Annotated in this window: 17 protein-coding genes; 8 read left to right on the top strand and 9 right to left on the bottom strand. The window is 68.5% G+C overall.

What is annotated here, in order from left to right; translation table 11 throughout:
- Together ABZ893_RS15030 and ABZ893_RS15025 are read right to left on the bottom strand one after the other, a co-directional pair.
- The coding region (locus ABZ893_RS15030) for an electron transfer flavoprotein subunit alpha/FixB family protein (RefSeq protein ID WP_361402428.1) at positions 1-677 on the bottom strand (677 nt) is incomplete at its 3' end.
- A 66-nt stretch (positions 678-743) separates the two neighbouring features.
- The gene (locus ABZ893_RS15025; RefSeq protein ID WP_361402425.1) at positions 744-1,529 is read right to left on the bottom strand and encodes an electron transfer flavoprotein subunit beta/FixA family protein; all 786 of its coding nucleotides are present in this window, start codon (positions 1,527-1,529) and stop codon (positions 744-746) included.
- 113 nt (positions 1,530-1,642) lie between these two features.
- On the opposite strand from ABZ893_RS15025, the gene ABZ893_RS15020 reads away from it, so the two are divergent.
- The 3 genes from ABZ893_RS15020 to ABZ893_RS15010 all read left to right on the top strand — a co-directional run bounded on the left by ABZ893_RS15020 (position 1,643) and on the right by ABZ893_RS15010 (position 4,243).
- Positions 1,643-2,347, top strand: coding sequence for a TetR family transcriptional regulator (locus tag ABZ893_RS15020; RefSeq protein WP_361402422.1), 705 nt, complete (start codon positions 1,643-1,645; stop codon positions 2,345-2,347).
- A gap of 248 nt (positions 2,348-2,595) precedes the next feature.
- Entirely contained in the window at positions 2,596-2,958 is a 363-nt protein-coding gene (locus ABZ893_RS15015; protein WP_361402493.1) for a zinc ribbon domain-containing protein, read from the top strand.
- Positions 2,959-3,151: 193 nt separating this feature from the next.
- Positions 3,152-4,243: a chemotaxis protein gene (locus ABZ893_RS15010; protein WP_361402490.1), complete on the top strand. Its 1,092-nt coding sequence runs from the start codon at positions 3,152-3,154 to the stop codon at positions 4,241-4,243.
- Here ABZ893_RS15010 and ABZ893_RS15005 read toward each other — a convergent pair.
- The 3 genes from ABZ893_RS15005 to ABZ893_RS14995 are packed head-to-tail and all read right to left on the bottom strand — an operon-like array spanning position 4,237 to position 6,459.
- The gene (locus ABZ893_RS15005) at positions 4,237-5,205 is read right to left on the bottom strand and encodes a threo-3-hydroxy-L-aspartate ammonia-lyase (RefSeq protein ID WP_361402420.1); all 969 of its coding nucleotides are present in this window, start codon (positions 5,203-5,205) and stop codon (positions 4,237-4,239) included. The two genes, ABZ893_RS15010 and ABZ893_RS15005, sit on opposite strands and share 7 nt — an antisense overlap.
- 21 nt (positions 5,206-5,226) lie before the next feature.
- Positions 5,227-5,952 carry an HAD family phosphatase gene (locus tag ABZ893_RS15000; RefSeq protein ID WP_361402417.1) on the bottom strand — a complete coding sequence of 242 codons (726 nt, stop codon included), beginning with the start codon at positions 5,950-5,952 and terminating at the stop codon, positions 5,227-5,229.
- Positions 5,953-5,976: 24 nt separating this feature from the next.
- Positions 5,977-6,459: an Lrp/AsnC family transcriptional regulator gene (locus tag ABZ893_RS14995; protein WP_361402414.1), complete on the bottom strand. Its 483-nt coding sequence runs from the start codon at positions 6,457-6,459 to the stop codon at positions 5,977-5,979.
- A gap of 254 nt (positions 6,460-6,713) precedes the next feature.
- Between ABZ893_RS14995 and ABZ893_RS14990 the strand changes: the two genes are divergently transcribed.
- Complete coding sequence (locus ABZ893_RS14990) at positions 6,714-8,936, top strand: NADP-dependent isocitrate dehydrogenase (protein WP_361402411.1); 2,223 nt, start codon at positions 6,714-6,716, stop codon at positions 8,934-8,936.
- 141 nt (positions 8,937-9,077) lie between these two features.
- Positions 9,078-9,596, top strand: a complete 519-nt coding sequence (locus tag ABZ893_RS14985; protein ID WP_361402408.1) for a nuclear transport factor 2 family protein — start codon at positions 9,078-9,080, stop codon at positions 9,594-9,596.
- A 108-nt stretch (positions 9,597-9,704) separates the two neighbouring features.
- Here the strand turns inward: ABZ893_RS14985 and ABZ893_RS14980 are convergent, their stop codons facing one another.
- From ABZ893_RS14980 to ABZ893_RS14970, 3 genes are all read right to left on the bottom strand, one after another.
- Positions 9,705-11,063, bottom strand: a complete 1,359-nt coding sequence (locus ABZ893_RS14980) for an NAD-dependent succinate-semialdehyde dehydrogenase (protein WP_361402406.1) — start codon at positions 11,061-11,063, stop codon at positions 9,705-9,707.
- Positions 11,064-11,293: 230 nt separating this feature from the next.
- The gene (locus ABZ893_RS14975; protein WP_361402404.1) at positions 11,294-11,854 is read right to left on the bottom strand and encodes a pyridoxamine 5'-phosphate oxidase family protein; all 561 of its coding nucleotides are present in this window, start codon (positions 11,852-11,854) and stop codon (positions 11,294-11,296) included.
- 41 nt (positions 11,855-11,895) lie between these two features.
- Entirely contained in the window at positions 11,896-12,573 is a 678-nt protein-coding gene (locus tag ABZ893_RS14970; RefSeq protein WP_361402401.1) for a class I SAM-dependent methyltransferase, read from the bottom strand.
- A 224-nt stretch (positions 12,574-12,797) separates the two neighbouring features.
- Here ABZ893_RS14970 and ABZ893_RS14965 point away from each other — a divergent pair, with 224 nt between their 5' ends.
- The 3 genes from ABZ893_RS14965 to ABZ893_RS14955 all read left to right on the top strand — a co-directional run bounded on the left by ABZ893_RS14965 (position 12,798) and on the right by ABZ893_RS14955 (position 19,943).
- Positions 12,798-13,784: a polyphosphate kinase 2 family protein gene (locus tag ABZ893_RS14965; protein ID WP_361402399.1), complete on the top strand. Its 987-nt coding sequence runs from the start codon at positions 12,798-12,800 to the stop codon at positions 13,782-13,784.
- A 76-nt stretch (positions 13,785-13,860) separates the two neighbouring features.
- Positions 13,861-16,587, top strand: a complete 2,727-nt coding sequence (locus ABZ893_RS14960) for an HAD-IC family P-type ATPase (RefSeq protein ID WP_361402397.1) — start codon at positions 13,861-13,863, stop codon at positions 16,585-16,587.
- A 227-nt stretch (positions 16,588-16,814) separates the two neighbouring features.
- Positions 16,815-19,943, top strand: coding sequence for a glycosyl hydrolase family 18 protein (locus ABZ893_RS14955; protein WP_361402395.1), 3,129 nt, complete (start codon positions 16,815-16,817; stop codon positions 19,941-19,943).
- A 127-nt stretch (positions 19,944-20,070) separates the two neighbouring features.
- Here ABZ893_RS14955 and ABZ893_RS14950 read toward each other — a convergent pair whose 3' ends face one another.
- Positions 20,071-20,967: a LysR family transcriptional regulator gene (locus ABZ893_RS14950; RefSeq protein ID WP_361402393.1), complete on the bottom strand. Its 897-nt coding sequence runs from the start codon at positions 20,965-20,967 to the stop codon at positions 20,071-20,073.
- Between the last annotated feature and the right edge of the window lie 114 nt (positions 20,968-21,081).

The raw sequence follows: 21,081 nt of genomic DNA, 5'->3' as shown, positions 1-21,081 counted from the left end.
AGGGAGTCGGCGAGGGCCTCGATGATCGAGAAGTTCTCGGCGCCGTTCACGCCGCGTCCGCCGGAGACCACGATCGCGGCCTCGGTCAGCTCGGGGCGGCCGGTCGACTCACGCGGCGTGCGGGCGGTCACCTTCGTGCCCGTGGCCTGCGCGCCGAAGGTGACCGTGAGGGCCTCGACCGTGCCGGCGGCGGGGGCCGTCTCGACGGGGGCGGAGTTGGGCTTGACGGTGATGACGGGGGTGCCGGTGGTGACGCGGCTGGTGGTGGTGTAGGAGGCGGCGAACGCGGACTGCGTCGCGACCGGACCCTCCGCGCCCTGGGTGAGGTCGGTGGCGTCGGTGATGATGCCCGAGCCGATACGGACGGCGAGGCGGGCGGCGATCTCCTTGCCCTCCGCGGAGGACGGCACGAGGACGGCGGCCGGGTTGACGGCGGCGACGGCGGCCTGGAGGGCGTCGACCTTGGGGACGACGAGGTAGTCGGCGTACTCGGCGGCGTCGTGGGTCAGCACCCGGGTCGCGCCGTGCTCGGCGAGGACGGTGGCGGTGTCGGCGGTGTTGGTGCCGAGGGCGACGGCGACCGGGTCGCCGAGGCGGCGGGCCAGGGTGAGCAGTTCCAGGGTGGGCTTGCGGACGGCACCGTCCACGTGGTCGACGTAGACCAGAACTTCAGCCATGAGACTTCTTCTCCTGCTGTTTCAAAAAAGCTTGAGGGCGGATCGGGTGGGGGTGTGGCTGAAGAACTAGATGAACTTCTGGCCCGCGAGGAACTCGGCGAGCTGCTTGCCGCCCTCGCCCTCGTCCTTGACGATCGTGCCCGCCGTGCGCGCCGGACGCTCCGCCGCCGCGTCCACCACGGTCCACGCGCCCGCCAGGCCGACCTGCTCGGCCTCCAGGTCCAGGTCCGAGAGGTCCCAGGCCTCGACCGGCTTCTTCTTCGCCGCCATGATCCCCTTGAACGAGGGGTAGCGGGCCTCACCCGACTGGTCCGTCACCGACACCACCGCCGGCAGCGCCGCCTGAAGCTGCTCCGACGCGGTGTCACCGTCCCGACGACCCGTCACCACACCATCGGCCACCGCAACCTCCGACAGCAGGGTGACCTGAGGAACGTTCAGGCGCTCCGCGAGGAGCGCGGGAACCACACCGGCCGTGCCGTCCGTCGACGCCATGCCGGAGACGACCAGGTCGAAGCCGGCCTTCTCGATCGCCTTCGCCAACACCAGGGACGTGCCGATGATGTCCGTGCCGTGCAGATCGTCGTCCTCGACATGGATCGCCTTGTCCGCGCCCATGGACAGTGCCTTGCGCAGCGCGTCCTTCGCGTCCTCGGGACCCACCGTCACCACGGTGACCTCCGCGTCGTCCGCGGCTTCCTTGATCTGCAGCGCCTGCTCGACCGCGTACTCGTCCAGCTCGGAGAGCAGCCCGTCCACGTCATCGCGGTCCAACGTCAGGTCATCGGCGAAATGCCGGTCACCCGTCGCGTCCGGCACATACTTCACGGTGACAACGATCCTCAAGCTCACGCCGGCTCTCCTACCTACCCTGGTGCGATTCCTGAAATCGACACTATGGCACTCAGTACCCTCTGGCAAGGTACGTGGTGCCACGGGAGCGAATTCGGTGTTACGTTCCCGGCATGACGGAGTCGACCAGACCGGCCAAGAAGGCGCCGATGCGGGAGGTGCTCGCCGAGGCGGCGTTCCAGCTCTTCCTCGAGAGGGGCTTCGAACAGACCACGGTCGACGACATCGTCGCGCGGGCGGGAGTCGGACGCAGGTCGTTCTTCCGGTACTTCCCGTCGAAGGAGGACGCGGTCTTCCCGGACCACGAGCGCTGCCTCGCCGACATGGTCGCGTTCCTGGCCGACGCCGGTGACGCCGACCCGGTGGGCGCTGTCTGCGACGCGGCCCGCATCGTGCTGCGCATGTACGCGGCCAACCCGGAGTTCTCCGTGCAGCGTTACCGCCTCACGCGTGAGGTGCCTGGCCTGCGGACGTACGAGCTCTCGGTGGTGCGGCGTTACGAGCGCACCCTGGCGGGCCATCTGCGTGCGAGTTTCGCGCGGGAGCGGGACGGTGGTCTGCGGGCCGAGGTGATCGCCGCCTCCGTCGTCGCCGCTCACAACAACGGCCTGCGCTCCTGGCTCCGTTCGGGTGGCGAGGGCGATCCGTACGCGGCTGTGGACCACGCCCTCGCCATGGTGCGCGGCGTGTGGGGGAGCGCGGACGAAGGCGCGCGGCCGGCCGCCGTCGAGGACGATGTGATCGTGATGGTCGCCCCCAAGGGCGCCCCGATGTGGCAGGTCGTGCAGCGGATCGAGTCGGCCTTCGGGGAGAGCTGAGCCCCGGCCTCGGGCCGTTCCCGAACGATTTGGCACTCAGTGCCTTTACAGTTCGGAACTCAGTGCCATACGGTGCGCAGGCGTCGACGTGAAGGTGCGGCGCATCAGGGCCGAGCGCAGGGGGCCGAGAGATGTCCGAGACTGCAACCCACACCGCGCCGGTCATGCCGGCAAGTCACACCGCGCCGGCCATGTCGGCAACCCACCCCGTGCCGGTCATGCCGGCCGGTCACACGGCGACGGGAATCATGGAGCCCGTACAGACCGCCGAGCCCGGTCTGACGATCCAGCGCTGCCGCTGGTGCGGCACCGCCTCGTTCCGCCGGCTCCTGTGTCCGGTGTGCGCGTCCAGCGACCTGCAGCCCGAGCGCAGTACCGGTATCGGCGTGGTCGTGCAGTCCAACGTGGTGAACCGGTACACCGGAACGGCCCGCAACGAATCACTCGTCCGGTTCCCCGAGGGCTTCGTGTACCGCTGCCGTGTCGTCGGCGCCGCCCCGAACCTGGTGTGGATCGGCGCCCGTGTACGGCCCGTGGCCGGCAGCGACACCGACTCCGGTGAAGTGGTCTTCGAGCTGTGCGACACGGCCGGCCGCACCGACTGGCAGTGAACTTCCCCCACTTCGGCGGGCGGGCCTGAACTCACCGTTGTAAGGCCGCAGTTCGGCAGGCGACCGAGTCACGCACAGGCTCCGCTGCTGGGCCGTATGGTCGCCGCCGTGGGGAGTAGTGCGGAGAGCCGACCGGAAAACCCGGGCATATGGTGCGTCGAGGAAGAAGCCTCGCCCCATGAAAGGCGCTGCCGTGCAGCCCGAACTGACTCCAGCCGTGCTCGCCTCGCTGCGCCGGCCCCGGCAGTATCCGGCGGTCTCGGTGCTCGTACCCACCCACCGCACGAAGCCGGACAACGCGCAGGACCCCATCCGGCTGCGCAACCTGCTCGCCGAGGCCGCCAAGGAGCTGAACGCCGACCCCGCGGTGACACCGGAGGTGCGGCAGGACGTCGTGCGTCAGCTCGACCAGGCGGTCGCGGAGCTCGACCCCGGCAGCGCCGAGGACGGCCTGGCGATCCTCGCCTCACCCGGCGAGCACCATGTGTGGACCCTGCCGCGCACTGTCCCCGAGCGGGTCGTCCTCTCCGACACGTATCTGACCCGCAACCTCGTCGCCGCCTACGCCGCCGAGCGCCCCTACTGGGTCCTCGCGGTCTCGGCGGACCGCGCCGCTCTCTGGAGGGGTGACGCGCGGCGCCTCGTCGAGGAGCAGACCAACGGATTCCCGCTGACCAGGAGCCTGGAAGACCCCGACGCCGAGCGCAAGCAGCAGATCGGGGACCTGCCGAGCACCTACCGCGACGAGCAGACCCGCCAGTTCTTCCGGGACATCGACTCGGCGGTCAACGAGGTCCTCGCCCCCAGTGTGCGGCTGTACGTCACCGGCGAGCGGGAGGCCATCGGACTGCTCGCGGAGGTCGGCACCGCGACGAAGGACGCTGTCCCCGTGCCGCACGGCGGACTCGCCCAGGCCGGCGCGGAGGCCGTACGCGAGGCGGTGCTGCCCGCCGTCACCGCGCAGGAGAAGGACGGCGTGGCCGCCACCGTGGCCGACATCGAGGACGCGCGCGGGCGGAAGGAGTTCGCCGCGGGCGTGGACGAGGTGTGGGAACACGTGGCGGCCGGGCGCATCCGCGTCCTCGTGGTCGAGGAGCACTACCGCACCACGGTCCGCGAGGACGGGAACCATCTCGTCCCCGCCGAACCCGGTGACCTGGACGCGCGCGACGACATCGTGGACGAGATGGTCGAACAGTCACTGGAGACAGGCGCCGAGGTGCGGTTCGTCCCCGACGGAACCCTCGCGGACGGGGCCGGAATCGTGGGGCTCCTGCGTTACTGAGGGCGCCGGACCAGCTCCGTGAAACGTTCGAGGTCCACGTTGCCGCCGCTGACGATCACTCCGACGCGGCGGCCGCGCAGTTGCTCCGCCATGGCGCGGGCGGCGGCGAGACCGAGACACCCCGTGGGCTCGACGACGGTCTTCATGCGCGTCGCGAACAACCGCATACATTCGACGAGTTGATCGTCCGACGCGGTCAGGATGTCGTCGACGCCGTCCTTGATGACGGCGAAGGTGTGCTCGCCCAGATGCTGGGTCTGCGCACCGTCGGCGATCGTCTTCGGGGTGTCGATGTGGACGATGCGCCCCTCGCGGAGCGACTGCCTGCCGTCCGCTCCCGCCTCGGGCTCGACACCGTAGATCACGCATCGCGGGGACAGTGCGCGGGCCGCGAGGATCGAGCCGGAGAGCAGCCCGCCACCGCCCAACGGCACGAACAGCGCGTCGAGTTCACCGACTTCCTCGAAGAGTTCCTTCGCCGCCGTGCCCTGCCCCGCCATCACGTCCGGGTGGTCGTACGGCGGGATCAGCGTCAGTCCGCGCTCGGCGGCGAGCGCCCGCCCGATCTCCTCGCGGTCCTGGGTGTAGCGGTCGTACGTCACGACCTCCGCGCCGTACCCCTTGGTCGCGGCCAGCTTCGCCGCGGGCGCGTCGAGCGGCATGACGATGGTCGCGGGCATCTCCAGGATGCGGGCCGCGAGGGCGACGGCCTGCGCGTGGTTCCCGGACGAGTACGCGACGACACCGGCGCGGCGCTGCTCGGGGGAGAACCGGGACAGCGCGTTGAACGCGCCACGGAACTTGAAGGCACCCATGCGCTGGAAGTTCTCGCACTTGAAGTGGAGCGAGGCGCCGAGTTCCGCGTCGGTGAGGCGGGAGGTGAGGACGGGCGTGCGGTGGGCGTGGCCGGCGATGCGCTCGTGCGCGCGCACGACGTCGTCATAGGTGGGCAGTTCGCTCATCAGGGACTCCCTCTCGCTGGACTAACCATCCAGAGGGTACGGAGTGCCCGAGGCGTCGCGGGCCGCCGTTCTCGCCAGCCAGTCGTACGCGGCCGCAGCCGTGAACTCCCGGTGCCCGCCCCGGAAAAGCAGCTCCGCCGTGGCGAATCCGGGGTCGCCGGCCTGCGAGGTCACGTACGGGACCGCGATGCAGCGCATCCCGGCGGCGTACGCGGCAGCCGCTCCCGGGACGGCGTCCTCGATCACCGTGCAGTGCACGGGCATGGCGCCCATCCGACGCGCCGCCTCCAGGAAGATGTCGGGGGCGGGCTTGCCGTGCGCGACCTCGTCCGCCGAGACGTGGACCCGTAGGTGCGCGTTCAGACCCGTGCCCGCCAGGACAGCCGCGATGGCCTGGGACGACGACCCGGAGGCCACCGCCATCGGCACCCCGGCCGCGTGCAGCCGTTCCACGAGCTGCCGCATCTGCGGATAGACCGGGGTGGAGGCGTGTGCGCGCGCCAGATAGCGGGTGTTCAGCTCGGTGAGGAGCACGTCGACGGGGGCCTCGATGCCGTATTTCTGCCGCAGCATCTCCAGGGTTTCGTGGGTGCTGATCCCGACGTACGACTCGTGTTCCTCCCAGGTGAAGTCCGGGACGCCGTGCTCGGCGAGCGTCTGGCGGCTCGCCTCGAAGTAGTTCGGCTCGCTGTCCACAAGCGTTCCGTCGAGGTCGAAGACGACCGAGGTGTTGCCCAGGGAGCTCATGGGTTCAGGGTGACAGGGCGGGGGTCACCGGCGCTCGGCGGCGGCCCGGCCGATCGCCTCGACCAGCGGGAGCAGCCGGTGCGGAACACGCTCGCGAAGTGCCACCTCGGTGCGGGTGCGGACCACTCCGGGCAGCCGGTTCAGCTGCTGGATGACGTCCTCCAGATGCCCGTTGTCCCGGGCCGCCACGCGGGTCAGCAGGTCGCCGCCGCCGGTGATGGAGAACGCCTCGATGATCTCCGGCACCCCGGCGAGCGCGTCGCCCACCTCTTCGAGCTGCCCCTGCGTGACCTCGATGTGCACGAACGCGAGGACCGGGTGGCCGAGCGCCGTGGGGGACAGGGCCGGACCGGTGCCCGTGATCACCCCGTCGCGTTCGAGCCGGTCGAGCCGGGCCTGGAGCGTGCCGCGCGCGACGCCGAGAATGCGGGCGTATTCGCGCACACTCGTCCGCGGCTGCTCCAGGAGGAGACGCAGGATACGGGTGTCCAACTCGTCCACGGCCATGGGCGGCGGCCTCCTTCACGGGCGCGCTGTACGGGCACGATGATCGCCGGGCGACTGTACCAATGGTCCATCGATGAGCGCGATATCCGGGCCATTGGGGAGATAAGAGGCTTTGCGTGGCGCGCGCCGGGGGAGTCGGCCGTGATCCGTCGAAATCCGGTGCGGGGTCCTGTCGAGAGGGGGTCGATCACGAGATATCTTGATGTCGAGCAATGTTGCAGACGAGAGACGCAGACTGTGGAGCGGAGCACCCGGTGACTGACTCGACCATCATCTACACGCACACTGACGAGGCCCCGGCCCTCGCGACGTACTCGTTCCTGCCCGTGATCGAGGCCTACGCCTCGACCGCCGGCGTCGGTGTCGAGAGCCGCGACATCTCGTTGGCCGGCCGCATCATCGCCAGCTTCCCGGAGCGTCTCGACGAGGGTCAGCGCATCGACGACGCGCTCGCCGAGCTCGGCGAACTGGCCAAGACGCCCGGCGCCAACATCATCAAGCTGCCGAACATCTCGGCCTCCATCCCGCAGCTCAAGGCCGCCATCGCCGAACTGCAGGGCCAGGGCTACGCGCTCCCCGATTACCCGGACGACCCGCAGACCGACGAGGCCAAGGACGTCCGCGCCCGTTACGACAAGATCAAGGGCAGCGCCGTCAACCCGGTCCTGCGCGAGGGCAACTCCGACCGCCGCGCCCCCGCGTCGGTCAAGAACTACGCCAAGACCCACCCCCACCGCATGGGCAAGTGGACGCCGGATTCGAAGACCAACGTCGCCACCATGGGCGTCGACGACTTCCGCTCCACCGAGAAGTCCGTGGTCATCGACGAGCCCACGACGCTCCGCATCGAGCTGGCCGCCGCCGACGGCACCACCACCGTCCTGCGCGAGTCCGTCCCGGTCCTCGCGGGCGAGGTCGTCGACGCCTCCGTCATGCGCGCCGCCGCCCTGCGCGAGTTCATCACGGCGCAGATCGCCAAGGCCAAGGCGGAGGGCGTCCTGTTCTCCGTGCACCTCAAGGCCACGATGATGAAGGTCTCGGACCCGATCATCTTCGGCCACGTCGTGCGCGCCTTCTTCCCGAAGACCTTCGCGAAGTACGGCGAGGTGCTCGTCGCCGCCGGCCTGTCCGCCAACGACGGCCTCGGCGCGATCCTGAACGGTCTGGACTCCGTGCCCCACCTGGGCGCCGAGATCAAGGCGTCCTTCGAGGCCGAGCTCGCCGAGGGCCCGGCCCTCGCGATGGTCGACTCCGACAAGGGCATCACCAACCTGCACGTACCGTCCGACGTCATCGTCGACGCGTCCATGCCGGCCATGATCCGCACCTCCGGCCACATGTGGGGCCCGGACGGCGAGGAGGCCGACACCCTCGCCGTGCTGCCCGACAGCAGCTACTCCGGCGTCTACCAGGTCGTCATCGACGACTGCCGCGCCAACGGCGCCTTCGACCCGTCCACCATGGGCTCGGTGCCGAACGTCGGCCTCATGGCGCAGAAGGCCGAGGAGTACGGCAGCCACGACAAGACCTTCGAGATCCAGACCGCCGGCACCGTCCGCCTCGTGGACACCGCGGGCAACGTGGTCCTGGAGCAGGAGGTCGCCGAGGGCGACATCTTCCGCGCCTGCCAGGCCAAGGACCTGCCGATCCAGGACTGGGTCAAGCTCGCCGTCACCCGCGCCCGCGCCACCGGCGTCCCGGCCGTCTTCTGGCTGGACGAGACGCGCGCGCACGACGCCCAGCTCATCAAGAAGGTCAAGACGTACCTGGCCGACCACGACACCGACGGTCTGCAGATCGAGATCATGTCGCCGGTCAAGGCCACCGCGTTCTCCCTGGAGCGCATCCGCCGCGGCGAGGACACCATCTCCGTCACCGGCAACGTGCTGCGTGACTACCTGACCGACCTCTTCCCGATTCTCGAGCTGGGCACGAGCGCCAAGATGCTCTCCGTCGTCCCGCTGATGAACGGCGGCGGCCTGTTCGAGACGGGCGCCGGCGGCTCCGCCCCGAAGCACGTCCAGCAGCTCGTCAAGGAGAACTACCTGCGCTGGGACAGCCTGGGCGAGTTCTTCGCCCTGGCCGCCTCCTTCGAGCACCTGGCGACCACCACGGGCAACGCCCGCGCCCAGGTCCTGGCCGACACCCTCGACCGCGGTACCGCGACCTTCCTCAACGAGGACAAGTCGCCGACCCGTCGCGTCGGCGGCATCGACAACCGCGGCAGCCACTTCTACCTCGCCATGTACTGGGCGCAGGAGCTGGCCAAGCAGACCGACGACGTCCAGCTCGCCGAGGCGTTCGCGCCGCTGGCCAAGACGCTGACCGAGCAGGAGCAGACGATCGTCGACGAGCTGCTCGCCGTCCAGGGCAGCCCGGCCGAGATCGGCGGCTACTACCAGCCCGACCCGGCCAAGGCCGCGGCCGTCATGCGCCCGTCGGCCACGTTCAACGAGGCCATCGCGTCGCTCGCCTGAGCGCTCCGCCTGCTCTGACGCGTTCCGCCCCGGTCGGCACCTGCCGACCGGGGCGGTTCCGTATGCGTATGCGTATCTGGGCTCCGTACTGGGGTCGCACAACCTAGCATTTGCTTGGTTCAAGCTCGTAGAGTGACGGACATGTGTGAACTGTCTGACCGTCAGCAGATCCATGACGTCGTCCTGCGCTACTGCCGCGGTATCGACCGCCTCGACCTCGACCTCGTCCGCTCGGCGTACCACCCCGACGGCGTGGACCACCACACCGGCTTCAGCGGTCCGGTGGACGCTTACGTCGCGTGGGTGGAACCGCTGCTGCGGAGGTTCGACGGTACCCAGCACATCATCGGCAATCACTACGTCGAACTGTTCGGCGACGGCGACCATGCCGTGGCCGAGACCTACGGCACGGCCGTGCACTGGGGTTCACCCGCCGACGACGCGCGGCGCAACTTCACGAGCGGCTTCCGTTACGTCGACCACATGACCCGACGGGACGGGCGCTGGGCGATCGTCGAGCGGTTCGCGGTCCGGGAATGGACACGCAGTGACGCGGGCACGCGCATCGCGCCCGAGGCGGACGGGCCCAGGCCCCGCCGCGACGGGTCCGATCCGCTGCACACCCTCACCGCCCGCGTCCGCCGGACGGCCAAGTCGTAGGAGCGCCACGGTGGTTGAGACGCCCGTCTCAACCACCGCAGCTGCTGCCGCTCTTCGCGACGGATGTCAGAGGCCCGCCCCGACATCCGTCGCTCAGAGCCGGATCGACTAGAGCCGGATCGACTTCTTGTTCATGAACTCCTCGATGCCGAGCGCCCCGAGTTCGCGGCCCATGCCGGAACGCTTGATGCCGCCGAAGGGCAGATCCGCCACGGAGCCACCGGACTTGTTGAGGTAGACCATGCCCGCCTCGATACGGTCGGCGACGCGGCGGTTCCGCTCCGGATCGGTTCCGAAGACCGCCGCGCCCAGGCCGAACGGCGAGTCGTTGGCGATGGCGATCGCCTCCTCCTCGGTCTCGGCACGGAACACCAGAATGACCGGGCCGAAGATCTCCTCGTAGTAGGCGTTCATCTCCGGGGTCACATCGGTCAGGACGGTGGCCTCCAGGTAGGCGCCCGGGCCGATCCGGTTGCCGCCGGCGCGCAGCGTCGCGCCCTGGTCGACGGCGGTGCGGACCTGAGCGGCCACTTCGTCGGCGGCCGCGACGGAGGCGAGCGGGGGCAGTTTGGTCGCGGGGTCCGCCGGGTCGCCGGGCTGGTAATAGTTGCTGACCCGCTTGGTGATCTTGTCGACGAACTCGTCATAGATGTCGGCCATCACGATCATCCGCTTCGGAGCGTTGCACGACTGGCCGCAGTTGCGCATACGGGCCGTCGCCGTGGCCTTCACGGTCTCGTCCATGTCGGCTGTGTCCAGCACGATCAGCGGGTCGGACCCGCCCAGTTCGAGGACGGCACGCTTCAGGTTCCGCCCGGCCTCCGCCGCCACCGAGATCCCCGCGGCTTCGCTGCCGGTGAGCGACACCCCCTTGATGCGAGGGTCCGCGAGGATCCACGGGACCTGCTTGCTGGAGGCGAAGACATTCACGTACGCGTCTTCGGGGACCCCCGCGTCGTGCAGGACCTGGGCGATGGCGACGGCCGACCGGGGACAGATGGAGGCGTGCTTGAGCAGGATCGTGTTGCCGAGCACGAGGTTGGGAGCCACGAAACGGGCGACCTGGTAGCAGGGGAAGTTCCACGGCATGACGCCGAGCAGCGCGCCGATCGGCTCCTTGGCGATGACGGCCTCGCCGGACTTCAGGGTCAGGGGTTCGTCCGCCAGCAACTTGGGGCCGTTGGCGCCGTAGTACTCGAAGATGTCGCGGACGACGCCGATCTCCCCGCGCCCCTCATTGATCCGCTTGCCCATCTCGAGGGCCATGATCGCGGCGAGCTCGTCGGCGCGCTCGGCGAACAGCTCCGCCGCCCGCAGGACGATGCCCGCACGCTCGGCCACCGGTCGGCGCCGCCAGGCGGTGTAACCGTGATCGACGCGGCCGATCGCGGCTACCACCTCCTCGTCGGTCGTGTTCGGGATTTCCTCGATCAGTTCTCCGGTGGCCGGATTGGTCACTGAATACATGCGAACGAACCTCCCATGTCCCAGGCGAGCCAGGGCCTCTCGTCTGGATCAGGCCTGATCCAGACGAAAGACCCTGGGCGTGAGCCATCCACCGTCCCCAAAAACTGAGTGCCCGTCAACGCAAAGGTTCCTATTGGTATATAGGGGGCGCCTATGAGGGCTGGGTGGGGGCGCTTTGGGCGGCATGTTGGAACTTGATGGCAGTCGTGCCCGTGACCGTGTTTCGTCCCTCAGAACGCCCATCGCGTGTGGGTGTAGACCCCGCCGTCCCGGCCGAAGCCGTACGCGGTGGTGGGGGCCACCTCGAACAGCACCGCATCCCCTTTGCGGAACGCGTCGCCGATTCCGTGGAAGGTGCCCTCGGGTGAGGTGATGTGCGGTCCGTACTTCGCCTCGTACGCCGCGATCACCTCCTCGAGCAGTGCCGGATCGGCAACCTGCTCCGCCGTGCCCTCGACCACCAGGTCGAGTCCTTCGGTGAGCGCGTTGCCTCCCGTGGTCAGCGCGCAGTGCGCGTTGTGTGCGATGTTCTTCGCCTTCTGCTCGCCCGGGCCGGTGGAGAAGTACATCGCCCCGTCGTGCCAGGCCGCGATCACGGGGGTGACGTGCAGTCGGCCGTCGGGCCGCACGGTGGACACCCAGAAGATCTCGGCGGCCTCCAAGAGCCGCTGGGCCTCGGCCCATTGGGTGGCGGTGACGTCCGTGGCACCCGGGCGGGGAGTGAGTGCGGAGCTGTAGCGGGTGTCGAGCTCGGTCGTGGGTTGCTTCGCGGGGCTGCCCTGCATCGTCATAGCGCCTCTCCTTCGTCCCCCCAAAGAAACGACTTGCTGCCTTACGTAGTCCCGGCGGTGGTCAGAGTCTGGGTGACGCGCCACAGTCGGCGCGGCAGGCCGCCCTCCTCGAACGGGTGGACCTCTTCGAGGTTCCAGCCGTCGGCGAGGGAGTCGACCAGGTCGCGGTCGAAGAAGTGGACGGCGAACCCACCGTGCTCCCAGATGTCGTCGCCGTGCTCGGTGCCCGCACCGTAGTGGGCGTCCCCGGTGTGCCGGACCGTGTAGACGAACGAGCCGCCGGGCCGCAGCACCCGGCGGACCTCGGCGACCAGAGCGTGAATCTCCTCGGTGGACAGGGCCATGCACAGCAGCATGTGCGCGAACACGGCGTCCACCGAGGCATCCGGGAGCGGCAGCGGCTCGCGCACGTCGTGCACCGCGGTGGTGACCCGGTCCGCGATGTCCTCGGCGACGGCGGCCTCGCGCAACTGCTTCAGGCCGACCGGGCTGAAGTCGGTGGCCAGCACGGTGAAGCCGGCGCGGGCGAAGTACAGCGCGTCCCGTCCGTGCCCGGCGCCCAGCTCCAGCACCTCGCGGGCCCCCACGGCCCGGAACGCGGCGGCGGCATGGACAGCAGGCGCGGACGGCTCCTCTCCATACATGCCCGGGTGTTCGCCGTACGTCTGCTGCCAGTGCTCCTGCTGAGCCTCGGCCAGCTCCCGCTCGTTCCCAGACACGTCCGACGCCCCTTTCACCGCCCAGCCGGTGCCGGGACTCTCCTGCATGTCAGCGTAGATCCACGGCCGGTCACCGCAACGGGCAGCCACCTGCCGCCGATCGCCACGCGACGCTCTTGGCCTCACCTGAAGGGCGATCTTGCTCAATTGAGCGGACTATGAGCGAGGGCGCTTCGCGGAGCGCCTCGTACTCGCCCCCCGGATCAGCGAAGGGCTGACAGGTGATGTCGGACGAGAGAGCCGAACGCATCGCGGATTTCATCGAGCCACTCCGGGTGGAACCGGGGTCGGAGGTGTGCCTGGAGCGGGACTTCGACCCCCGCTACAAGGCCGGCCTGAAGAAGCGGGAAGGGATCGAGCTGCTCAGGACCGGGGTCTCGCTGCTCTCCGAGTACCAGGAGCGGCTCGCCGCCCAGAACACGTACGGCGTGCTGCTCTGCCTCCAGGCGCTCGACGCCGGGGGCAAGGACGGGACGATCCGCCACGTGATGAGCGGCGTCAACCCCCAGGGCGTACGGGTCAGCAGCTTCAAGGTGCCCTCCGCCGAGGAACTCGACCACGACTACATGTGGCGCTACGCACGGCGGTTGCCCGAGCGCGGTGAGATCGCCATTTTCAACCGTTCGCACTACGAGGAGGTTCTCGTGGTGCGGGTCCACCCCGAGAACCTTGTCCGGCAGAGACTGCCGGAGAGCGCGGTCCGGCACGGCCTGTGGGACCGGCGCTACCGGGAGATCAACCACTGGGAGCGTTACCTCACGGACAACGGGTTCAAGGTCGTGAAGATCTTCCTGAACCTGTCCAAGGAGGAGCAGCGCACCCGTTTCCTGAAGCGGATCGACCGGCCGGAGAAGAACTGGAAGTTCTCCGCGGCCGATGTCCGGGAGCGGCGCCATTGGGGCGATTACCAGGAAGCGTTCTCCGAGATGCTGTCGGCGACGAGTACGAAGTGGGCGCCGTGGTACGTCGTGCCGGCGGACCGGAAGTGGTTCGCGCGGATCTCCGCGGCGGCGATCCTCGCGCACACCCTGATGGACATCGACCCTCAGTTCCCCGACGTCGGAGAAGCGGCGCGCAAGGACTTGCTCGTCACCAGGCGTGACCTGGAGCGGGAGGCGCCTGCCGGGGAACCGGCCGATCCGTACGCCGAGAAGCGGAAGAAGAAGCGGAAGAAGAAGCGGAAGAAGAAGTCGAAGAAGAAGCGAGGCTAGAGCGGGAGTCGGGCCTGGCGCGGCGGCGCGCCCCCGGACGCATTCCGGCGGCCGGCCACGGATCGGAGGCAGGACGATGACGGTGCGCGCGGATTCCGTGGGGGAACCGCCTCGGGCCGGTGAGAACGACTGGTACGCGCGTTCCCCCGCGGAGGTCGTGGCGGCGTTCGGTGTCGATCCGGCGGCCGGCCTGTCCGCCGGGCGGGCCGAGGAGCTGCTGGCCGCGCACGGTCCGAACGCGTTACCGGAGGAGAAGCGGCCCGCGGTCTGGCGCCGGTTTCTTCAGCAGTACCGCAGTTACATGCAGATCGTTCTGGTGGCCGCGGCGGTCGTCTCGCTGGCCATCGCGGAGTGGACCACCGCGATCCTGCTGATCGCCCTGACTCTGCTGAACGCGGTCGTGGGCCTGCGCCAGGAAGGCAAGGCCGAGAGCGCGATGAACGCGCTGCAGTCGATGATGAAGGCGACGGCGCGGGTGCGCCGGGACGGGCTGGAGGCCGAGATCCCCGCCGAAGAGCTGGTCGTCGGCGACATCGTGCTCATCGCCGCAGGGGACCAGGTGGCGGCGGACGGACGCGTCATCGAGGCCAGTGCCCTGCAGATCGACGAGTCGGCGCTCACCGGCGAGAGCGTTCCCGCAGCGAAGGACACCGGCGTACTGACGGGACCGGGGACGGCTCCCGGCGACCGGACCAACATGGCGTTCATGAACACCCCGGTCACCCACGGCAGCGGCGTACTTGTCGTCACCGCGACCGGCGCCGCGACCGAGGTCGGCAAGATCTCCGGAATGCTGTCGGCCACCGAGAAGGAGGTGCCACCGCTCACCCGGGAGCTCGACGCCCTGACGCTGTGGATCACGGGGGCGGCGGCCCTGACGATGATCGTGATGTTCGTCCTGGGCCGGCACCGGGACCAGGCCTGGGACGCCCTGTTCGTCAGCGCGGTCTCGCTGGCCATCGCCGCCATCCCCGAGGCCCTCCCGACCGTGACGCAGGCGATCCTGTCCGTGGGCAGCCTCAACCTGGCCAAGCGGAACGCCATCGTCAAGGAGCTGCCGTCGGTCGAGACACTGGCGTTCGCGTCGGCGATCAACTCGGACAAGACCGGCACCCTGACCATGAACCAGATGACCGCCGTCGAAGTCGTCAGCCCCACCGACCGGTACACCGTCTCGGGTACGGGCTACGGGCTCGACGGCAAGATCCACCATGCCGCGGGCTCCTCCGCCGGTATCGAGGACGCGATCCTGCCGTACGTGGTGGCCAGCGACGCGAAGCTGGTGGACGGCGAGGTGGTGGGCGATCCCACCGAGGGAGCGCTGCTGGTCCTCGGGCACAAGGCCGGCCTTGACATCGACGCCACGAGGGCGGGCCTTCCCCGGATCGCCACGCTGCCGTTCGACCCGGACTACAAGCTGATGGCCACCTTCCATTCGGCGGCCGACGCCTCGGGGCGGCAGGTCGTGCGGTGCTATGTCAAAGGCGCCGTACCGGCCGTGGTGGCACGGGCGGCCACCGCGCTCGCCGCGGGCGAGACCGTCCCGTGGGACGCCGAGCTGGCCGAGCGCGCGACGGCGCAGACCGAGCGGATGGGCGGCGAGGGCCGCCGGGTGATGGCCGCGGCCACCCGTGATCTGGACCCGGCCGGCTTCGACCCCGACGGCGACCTGCTCGCGTACGTCACCGACCTGCGGATGACCAGCCTCGTCGGCATGGTCGACCCACCCCGTGAGGACGCGAAGACCGCCATCGCCGGGGCGCAGGCGGGGCACATCCGGGTCCGCATGGTGACCGGCGACGACGTCACCACCGGCGCGGCGATCGCCCGGCAGCTCGGCATCCCCGGCGAGGCGATCCTCGGCGCCGACTTCGCCGCCATGAGCGAGGAGGAGCGGCTCGCCCGCATCGACGGGATCGGTGTGGTGGGGCGCGTCGCGCCGGAGCACAAGGTGCTGCTCGCCGACACGCTCAAGAAGAACGGTGACGTCGTGGCGATGACCGGGGACGGCGTCAACGACGCGCCCGCCATCAAGGCCGCCGACATCGGCATCGCCATGGGCAGCGGCACCGACGTGGCGAAGAACGCCGGACGCATGATCCTCTCCGACGACAAGTTCGCCACCATCGTCTACGCCGTCGAGCAGGGCCGGCGAATCTACGACAACCTCACCAAGTACATCCGGTTCGTGCTGCTCCTGCTGGTCACGTTCGTGCTGACGTTCCTCGGGGCCACCGTCTTCAACATCGCCGCCGGTGAGCCGTTCACCCCGCCGCAGGTCCTGTGGATCCACTTCGTCGTGAACGCCTCGTTCGGCTTCGCGCTCGGCTTCGACCGGGAGAGCCCCGGACTCATGCGGCGTCGGCCGCGCCCGCGCGGCGAATCGGTGCTCACCCGGCCCGTACTGGTCACGGTCGGGCTGGCCGGACTGGCGATCACCGTCATCCTGCTCGGCCTGATCAAGCTCGGCCAGCACCATTTCGGCAGCACCGGCATCGGTCAGTCGATGGCGTTCACCGCCTTCGCCCTGTGTCTGATCGTGGCAGCGTTCGAGTGCCGCAGCGAGACGGACTCGGTGCTGACGCCGTCCACGTTCGACAGCAGGCAGATGAACTGGGTGGCACTGGTCCAGCTCGTCCTCGCGGTGCTGGTGACCCAGATGGACGGCTTCCGCCGGATCCTGGGGACGACTCAGATCAAGGCACGGCAGTTCGGGTGGGCACTACTGGCCGCCGTGGCGCTTCTCGCGCTGTGGGAACTGGCCAAGCTTCTGGCCCGCCGGGCGCGGCCGAGTATCGCCTGACATCGCGTCGCGTGGCCGTCGGCGGAGTCCTCCCCGTAGCAAAGTCACCTCAACTGACCTGCGCTGACACGCACTTGATGTCTTTCCGGCCTCATCCTCACCCGGAGGGTCTTATTCCAGGCCTATGGCGACAGGGCACTCCTTTGGTTGGGTTGGCGATGACCGATTGATCAGCTCGTGTGGGCGGCCGATGACGGCCGTCGCAGAGTCAGGGGGAGCGAGTTTCAGTGGGCCTTTCTTCGGACTACCCGAACGTCGAAACGTGGGTGAAGAACCCCAGCGGCTACCAGACGGGTTCCGTCACCAAGTACGAGGGCAATATTTTCCGCGCCGCATTCTGGGCCGATGAGCCGGGCGTGGGGGACCCGAACAAGAACGGCTGGCGCTTCTTCGACGAGCTCTACGACAAGACCCAGCACAAGGAGACGGAGAAGGCGAACGTCATCGCCTACATTCCCTCCTGGCGGAAAGAGGGGGAATTCGACTATGCCAAGGGTGAGATGTACCGGTACCTCACCCACGGCATCGTTGCCTTCCTGACGTTCAGCGAGAAGAACTCCGGCGCATTCGACGAGGGTTCGCTCCGGGAGGTCGGCAGCGTTCTCCCGGACGTGCTGATGGCCGCGAACCTGTACGGGACCAAGGTCATGGTCGCGCTGGGCGGTGCGAGCGACTACGCCTTTCTCGACCTGATGACGGAGATCGGGAACAATCCGGAGTCCCCGAAACTCGACAAGACGGTCCGCGCTGTCGTGGACTTCGTCACGCAGAACGGCCTGGACGGTGTCGATCTCGACCTGGAGTGCTGGTGGGGCCGGCCCGGCGGGCAGGACCAGGGCGGCCGGATGAAGAGCGATGGGCCCCATCCCGCGGGTAAGGGCCTGACGCTGTTCGCGAAGAAACTGCGGCAGGCCATGCCGGAGAAAACCATCTCGGCAGCCGTCTTCGGCACTTCCTGGTACGGCAACAACTACGATCCCGGCCTCGCCGAACACGTCGACTGGCTCGGCGTGATGACCTACGACCTGACGGGTTCCTGGGACCGGTCGCCGGTCGGCCCGCATTCCGCGCTGCACACGATCCGCGGCAAGGACACCGAGAACATCCGCAAGGCGGACGTCTATCTGGAGTCGTACCTGGACGAACAGCAGGGCGGCTGGCCGACGCCGCGAGCGGGTACGAAGCCGGGCGCGCCGGATGACAAGGCCCCGGATGGCAAGGCCCTGGAGGACAACCCGATCCTCTCCGTCGAGGACTGCCTCTGGTACTGGACGAATCCCCTGTTCATGAACTGGCAGGGAAAGGGACAGGGCATCGACCGCAAGAAGATCGCCGCCGGAGTGCCCGTGTACGGCTACGACTTCAGCGCGGCCAAGACACGGGACGACAAGACAGGAGACATTCCTCCGGGATACAAGGTGCTCCCGTACAAGGAAATCCTGGACGCCTTCCCGGACGCCCATGAGGCGAAGGACGGCAACATCAAGGTGCGCGGCGAGACCCCGCGCCCCCAGCTAGGCGAACCGCTTCCTCCGGGGACCTACCCGTACGCCCACAACGTCTATTTCGAGACGCCGGAAACCGCCGTCGCCAAACTGAAGTTCCTCAAGGACGTCGGAGCCCAGGGCGTCATCATCTGGGAACTCTCCAACGACGTCTGGGAAGAGGGAAAGGGCATCATCGAGGCGCTCTACCACGCCTCGGGAAACCAGGTGCTCGAACCCTCACCGGGACACGAAAAGCCCACGCCGGTGGCCGGCACGTACCTGTGGGACTCGCTCGGATTCCTGGGGCACGCGGCCAGTGCCCTGCAGTTCCAGGACGACGGCACCCAGGACAACGGAATGCGGCAGTTCTCCGCGCGCCTGTGGGACATCCCGGACGGCGTGGACTGGAAGTCGGCCGCGCAGAACGCACCGGCCGTGATCAAGCGGCAGTATTTCAACCGCCCCACACGCATCGTGGACAAGGGGGCACTCGGACTCTGGGGAGAGTTCGACGTGCTCGACGACGGTGATGTCCCGGACTGGTTCTGGAGCCACGTCGAAAAGCAGGACGAGGCTCCCGACGGATATACGCGCTACAGCTCGCGCCTCATGGGCCTCTCCCTCGACGACGACTGGAAAGAGTGCGCGAAGAAGACCCCCGCGCTCATCGCGGGTCAGTACTTCGACGAGCCGACAGAAATCGACGACCAGGGAATCGGCGGCCTCTGGGGCATTTTCGACGTCAGCGACAAACCGAGCCCGGTCCCCGCGCCCACGACGCAGTCACAGGGCGAGAACGACTGCATGTACTGCCAGGTCGGCACCGTCGCGGTACCGGAAGGCTGGGACAACGTAAGGCGGTTCAACCTCACGAACACGATGACCATCGGTGAGAACGCGCCCTTCCTCTATGCGGTGGTCACGAAGGACGACGACTCGGTCGACTTCCCCGACGGGGTTTTCATGAGCCTCAAGGACCCCGACGGGAACGCGTACGACAAGGAAGTCGACGAGGACGGTCGACTCGTCAAGATGTCGGGCGACTCGGTGCGATTGGTGGTCGTCAAGGATCCGCAGGCCGGCGACTGGACGATGACCATGAGGGTGGCCGCCGACGCCGCATTCCGCTGCGAGTGCAACACGGTTCCGAGCAGGGACGTCTTCAACACCATGCTCCAGACCGCCCGCCGGAGGGACGAAGGGGCCGGGGGGATCGCTCCGCGGAGCATCGGGGGAGACATCCTCGCGGCATTCCTCGGCGTCGCTATCGCCGTGGTCCTCATTCCCGAGGCGGCCATCACCGCCGCTCTCACCGTTGCCGTCACCGCGGCGGGGATTGTCGGGATGGGCTACAACGCCGTCAGGAAGAAGGACAGCGCGGAGAAAATGGGCACGGTCGCCTCCATCGTGAGCAAGATCGGCGACGAAGTCCGACGGGACGGGTTCGAGGGTGTCCTGAAGTGCGTGTGGCTGATCGGAAAGAACATCAGCGAGGAGGAAGTCAACGTCATCCGCAGGAAGGAGAATTGGGACAAGATCAACGCGTGGATCGGGGTGCACATCCAGGTGTACAAGGTGGTGGAGCACATGACGGACCCGGAGATGCAGAACTCCGTCCGTCATGTCTTCTGGCAGTGCCTGCTCACCAAGCGGCTGGGCAAGGAATTCGCGACGGAAATGGGCGATGCGCACGAGCGCGGCAGGCCGGGTTCGGACGCGGACAACAAGGCGGACGAGCGGAACAACGAGATCGGCCAGCAGCTCGCGGAGGAATTGGCCTCCGAGGACGAATGCCTGAAGCGCACGCGAGAACTGTGGGAGGCCGGGAAGCTGGCCATCCGGCCCGATTACGAGGGGGATCCGACGTGACTCAGGCGCGATTCCCGCTCGGGCCTGAGGTGACTCCGGTGTGACACCTGCTCGGGCCGCCCGCCGTCCCGGACTCCCGGGCCGGCGGGCGGTGGTCGCGCAGGATTGTCCAATGGGGAGGGTTCGTTCAGAGTCCGGTGACGTCGAGCGGGCCGAGGTCCTGGACGGTCCGGGCGAGGGCCCGGATCGTCTCGTTCTCCGCCTCGGCCGACCACACCAGCGCGAAGGAGAGCCTGTCCATGTCCCGCACGGGCAGGTACGTGATGTCGGGCCGCTGCCAGTAGCGGCTGACGTGGTGGGGGAACAGGCTGACGGCCTCTTCGGTGCTGACCAGGGAAAGCACCTCGTCGGCACTTCGCACCAGTGGGGCGCGCTCGATCCGGTGGCCGGCGGGAGTGTGGGAGGGGCAGTAGCTGTCGGCCCAGTAGTCGGGCCTGGACGGGGCGTCGGAGTGCGCGAAATCGGCGAGCATCTCGACCGAGGCGGTTTCGTACCGTGTCAGTTCGTGCTCGACGGCTACACCCAACACGCGTGGCTCGGTGAGCAGCACCGGCCCCACCGTCAGATCGGGCTCCTCAACGGGCAGCCAGGCGACGAGAACGTCGATGTCGCCTCGGCGCAGCGCGGCGAACGGGTCGACGTAGGGCGTAATCCGGATCTGCAGCTTCCACTGGGGGTGACGGCTGCGGAAGGTTTCCCAGTAGGGCAGCAGGTCGTAGGTGTTGTACGGGAGCGTGCCGACTCGCAGCACGGCGGTGACGCCCTGGGCGGCGAGTTTGGCGCGGCGCAGACTCGCGTGGAGGCCGGTGTACATCGGCCAGAGATCGTCGCGCAGCTGCCGGCCGAGAGGAGTCAGCCGTACCGTGCGGTTGCTGCGGTCGAACAGCGGGGCGCCGATCTGGCGCTCCTGCTTCTTGATCGCTTGGGTGACGCGAGCGGCAGTGACATGCAGACGAGCCGCGGTGCGGCCGAAGTGAAGTTCCTCGGCCAGGGTCAGGAAGATCTCGACATCACGCAGCTCCACGCCCCCTCCTCACGTTAACCCTGAGGTTAATTCACCTTGCGCGCTTGGTAGTTGATCGGGATCGTGCCTGAGACCAAACATAGCCGACGAGCGAATCCCACGACCCACGACTCA

Source organism: Streptomyces sp. NPDC046821 (assembly GCF_040645335.1).
In the GTDB taxonomy this organism is placed as follows: Bacteria; Actinomycetota; Actinomycetes; order Streptomycetales; family Streptomycetaceae; genus Streptomyces.
The sequence above is the reverse complement of the archived record's forward strand: the minus strand, read 5'-3'. Positions and strand labels throughout refer to the sequence as shown.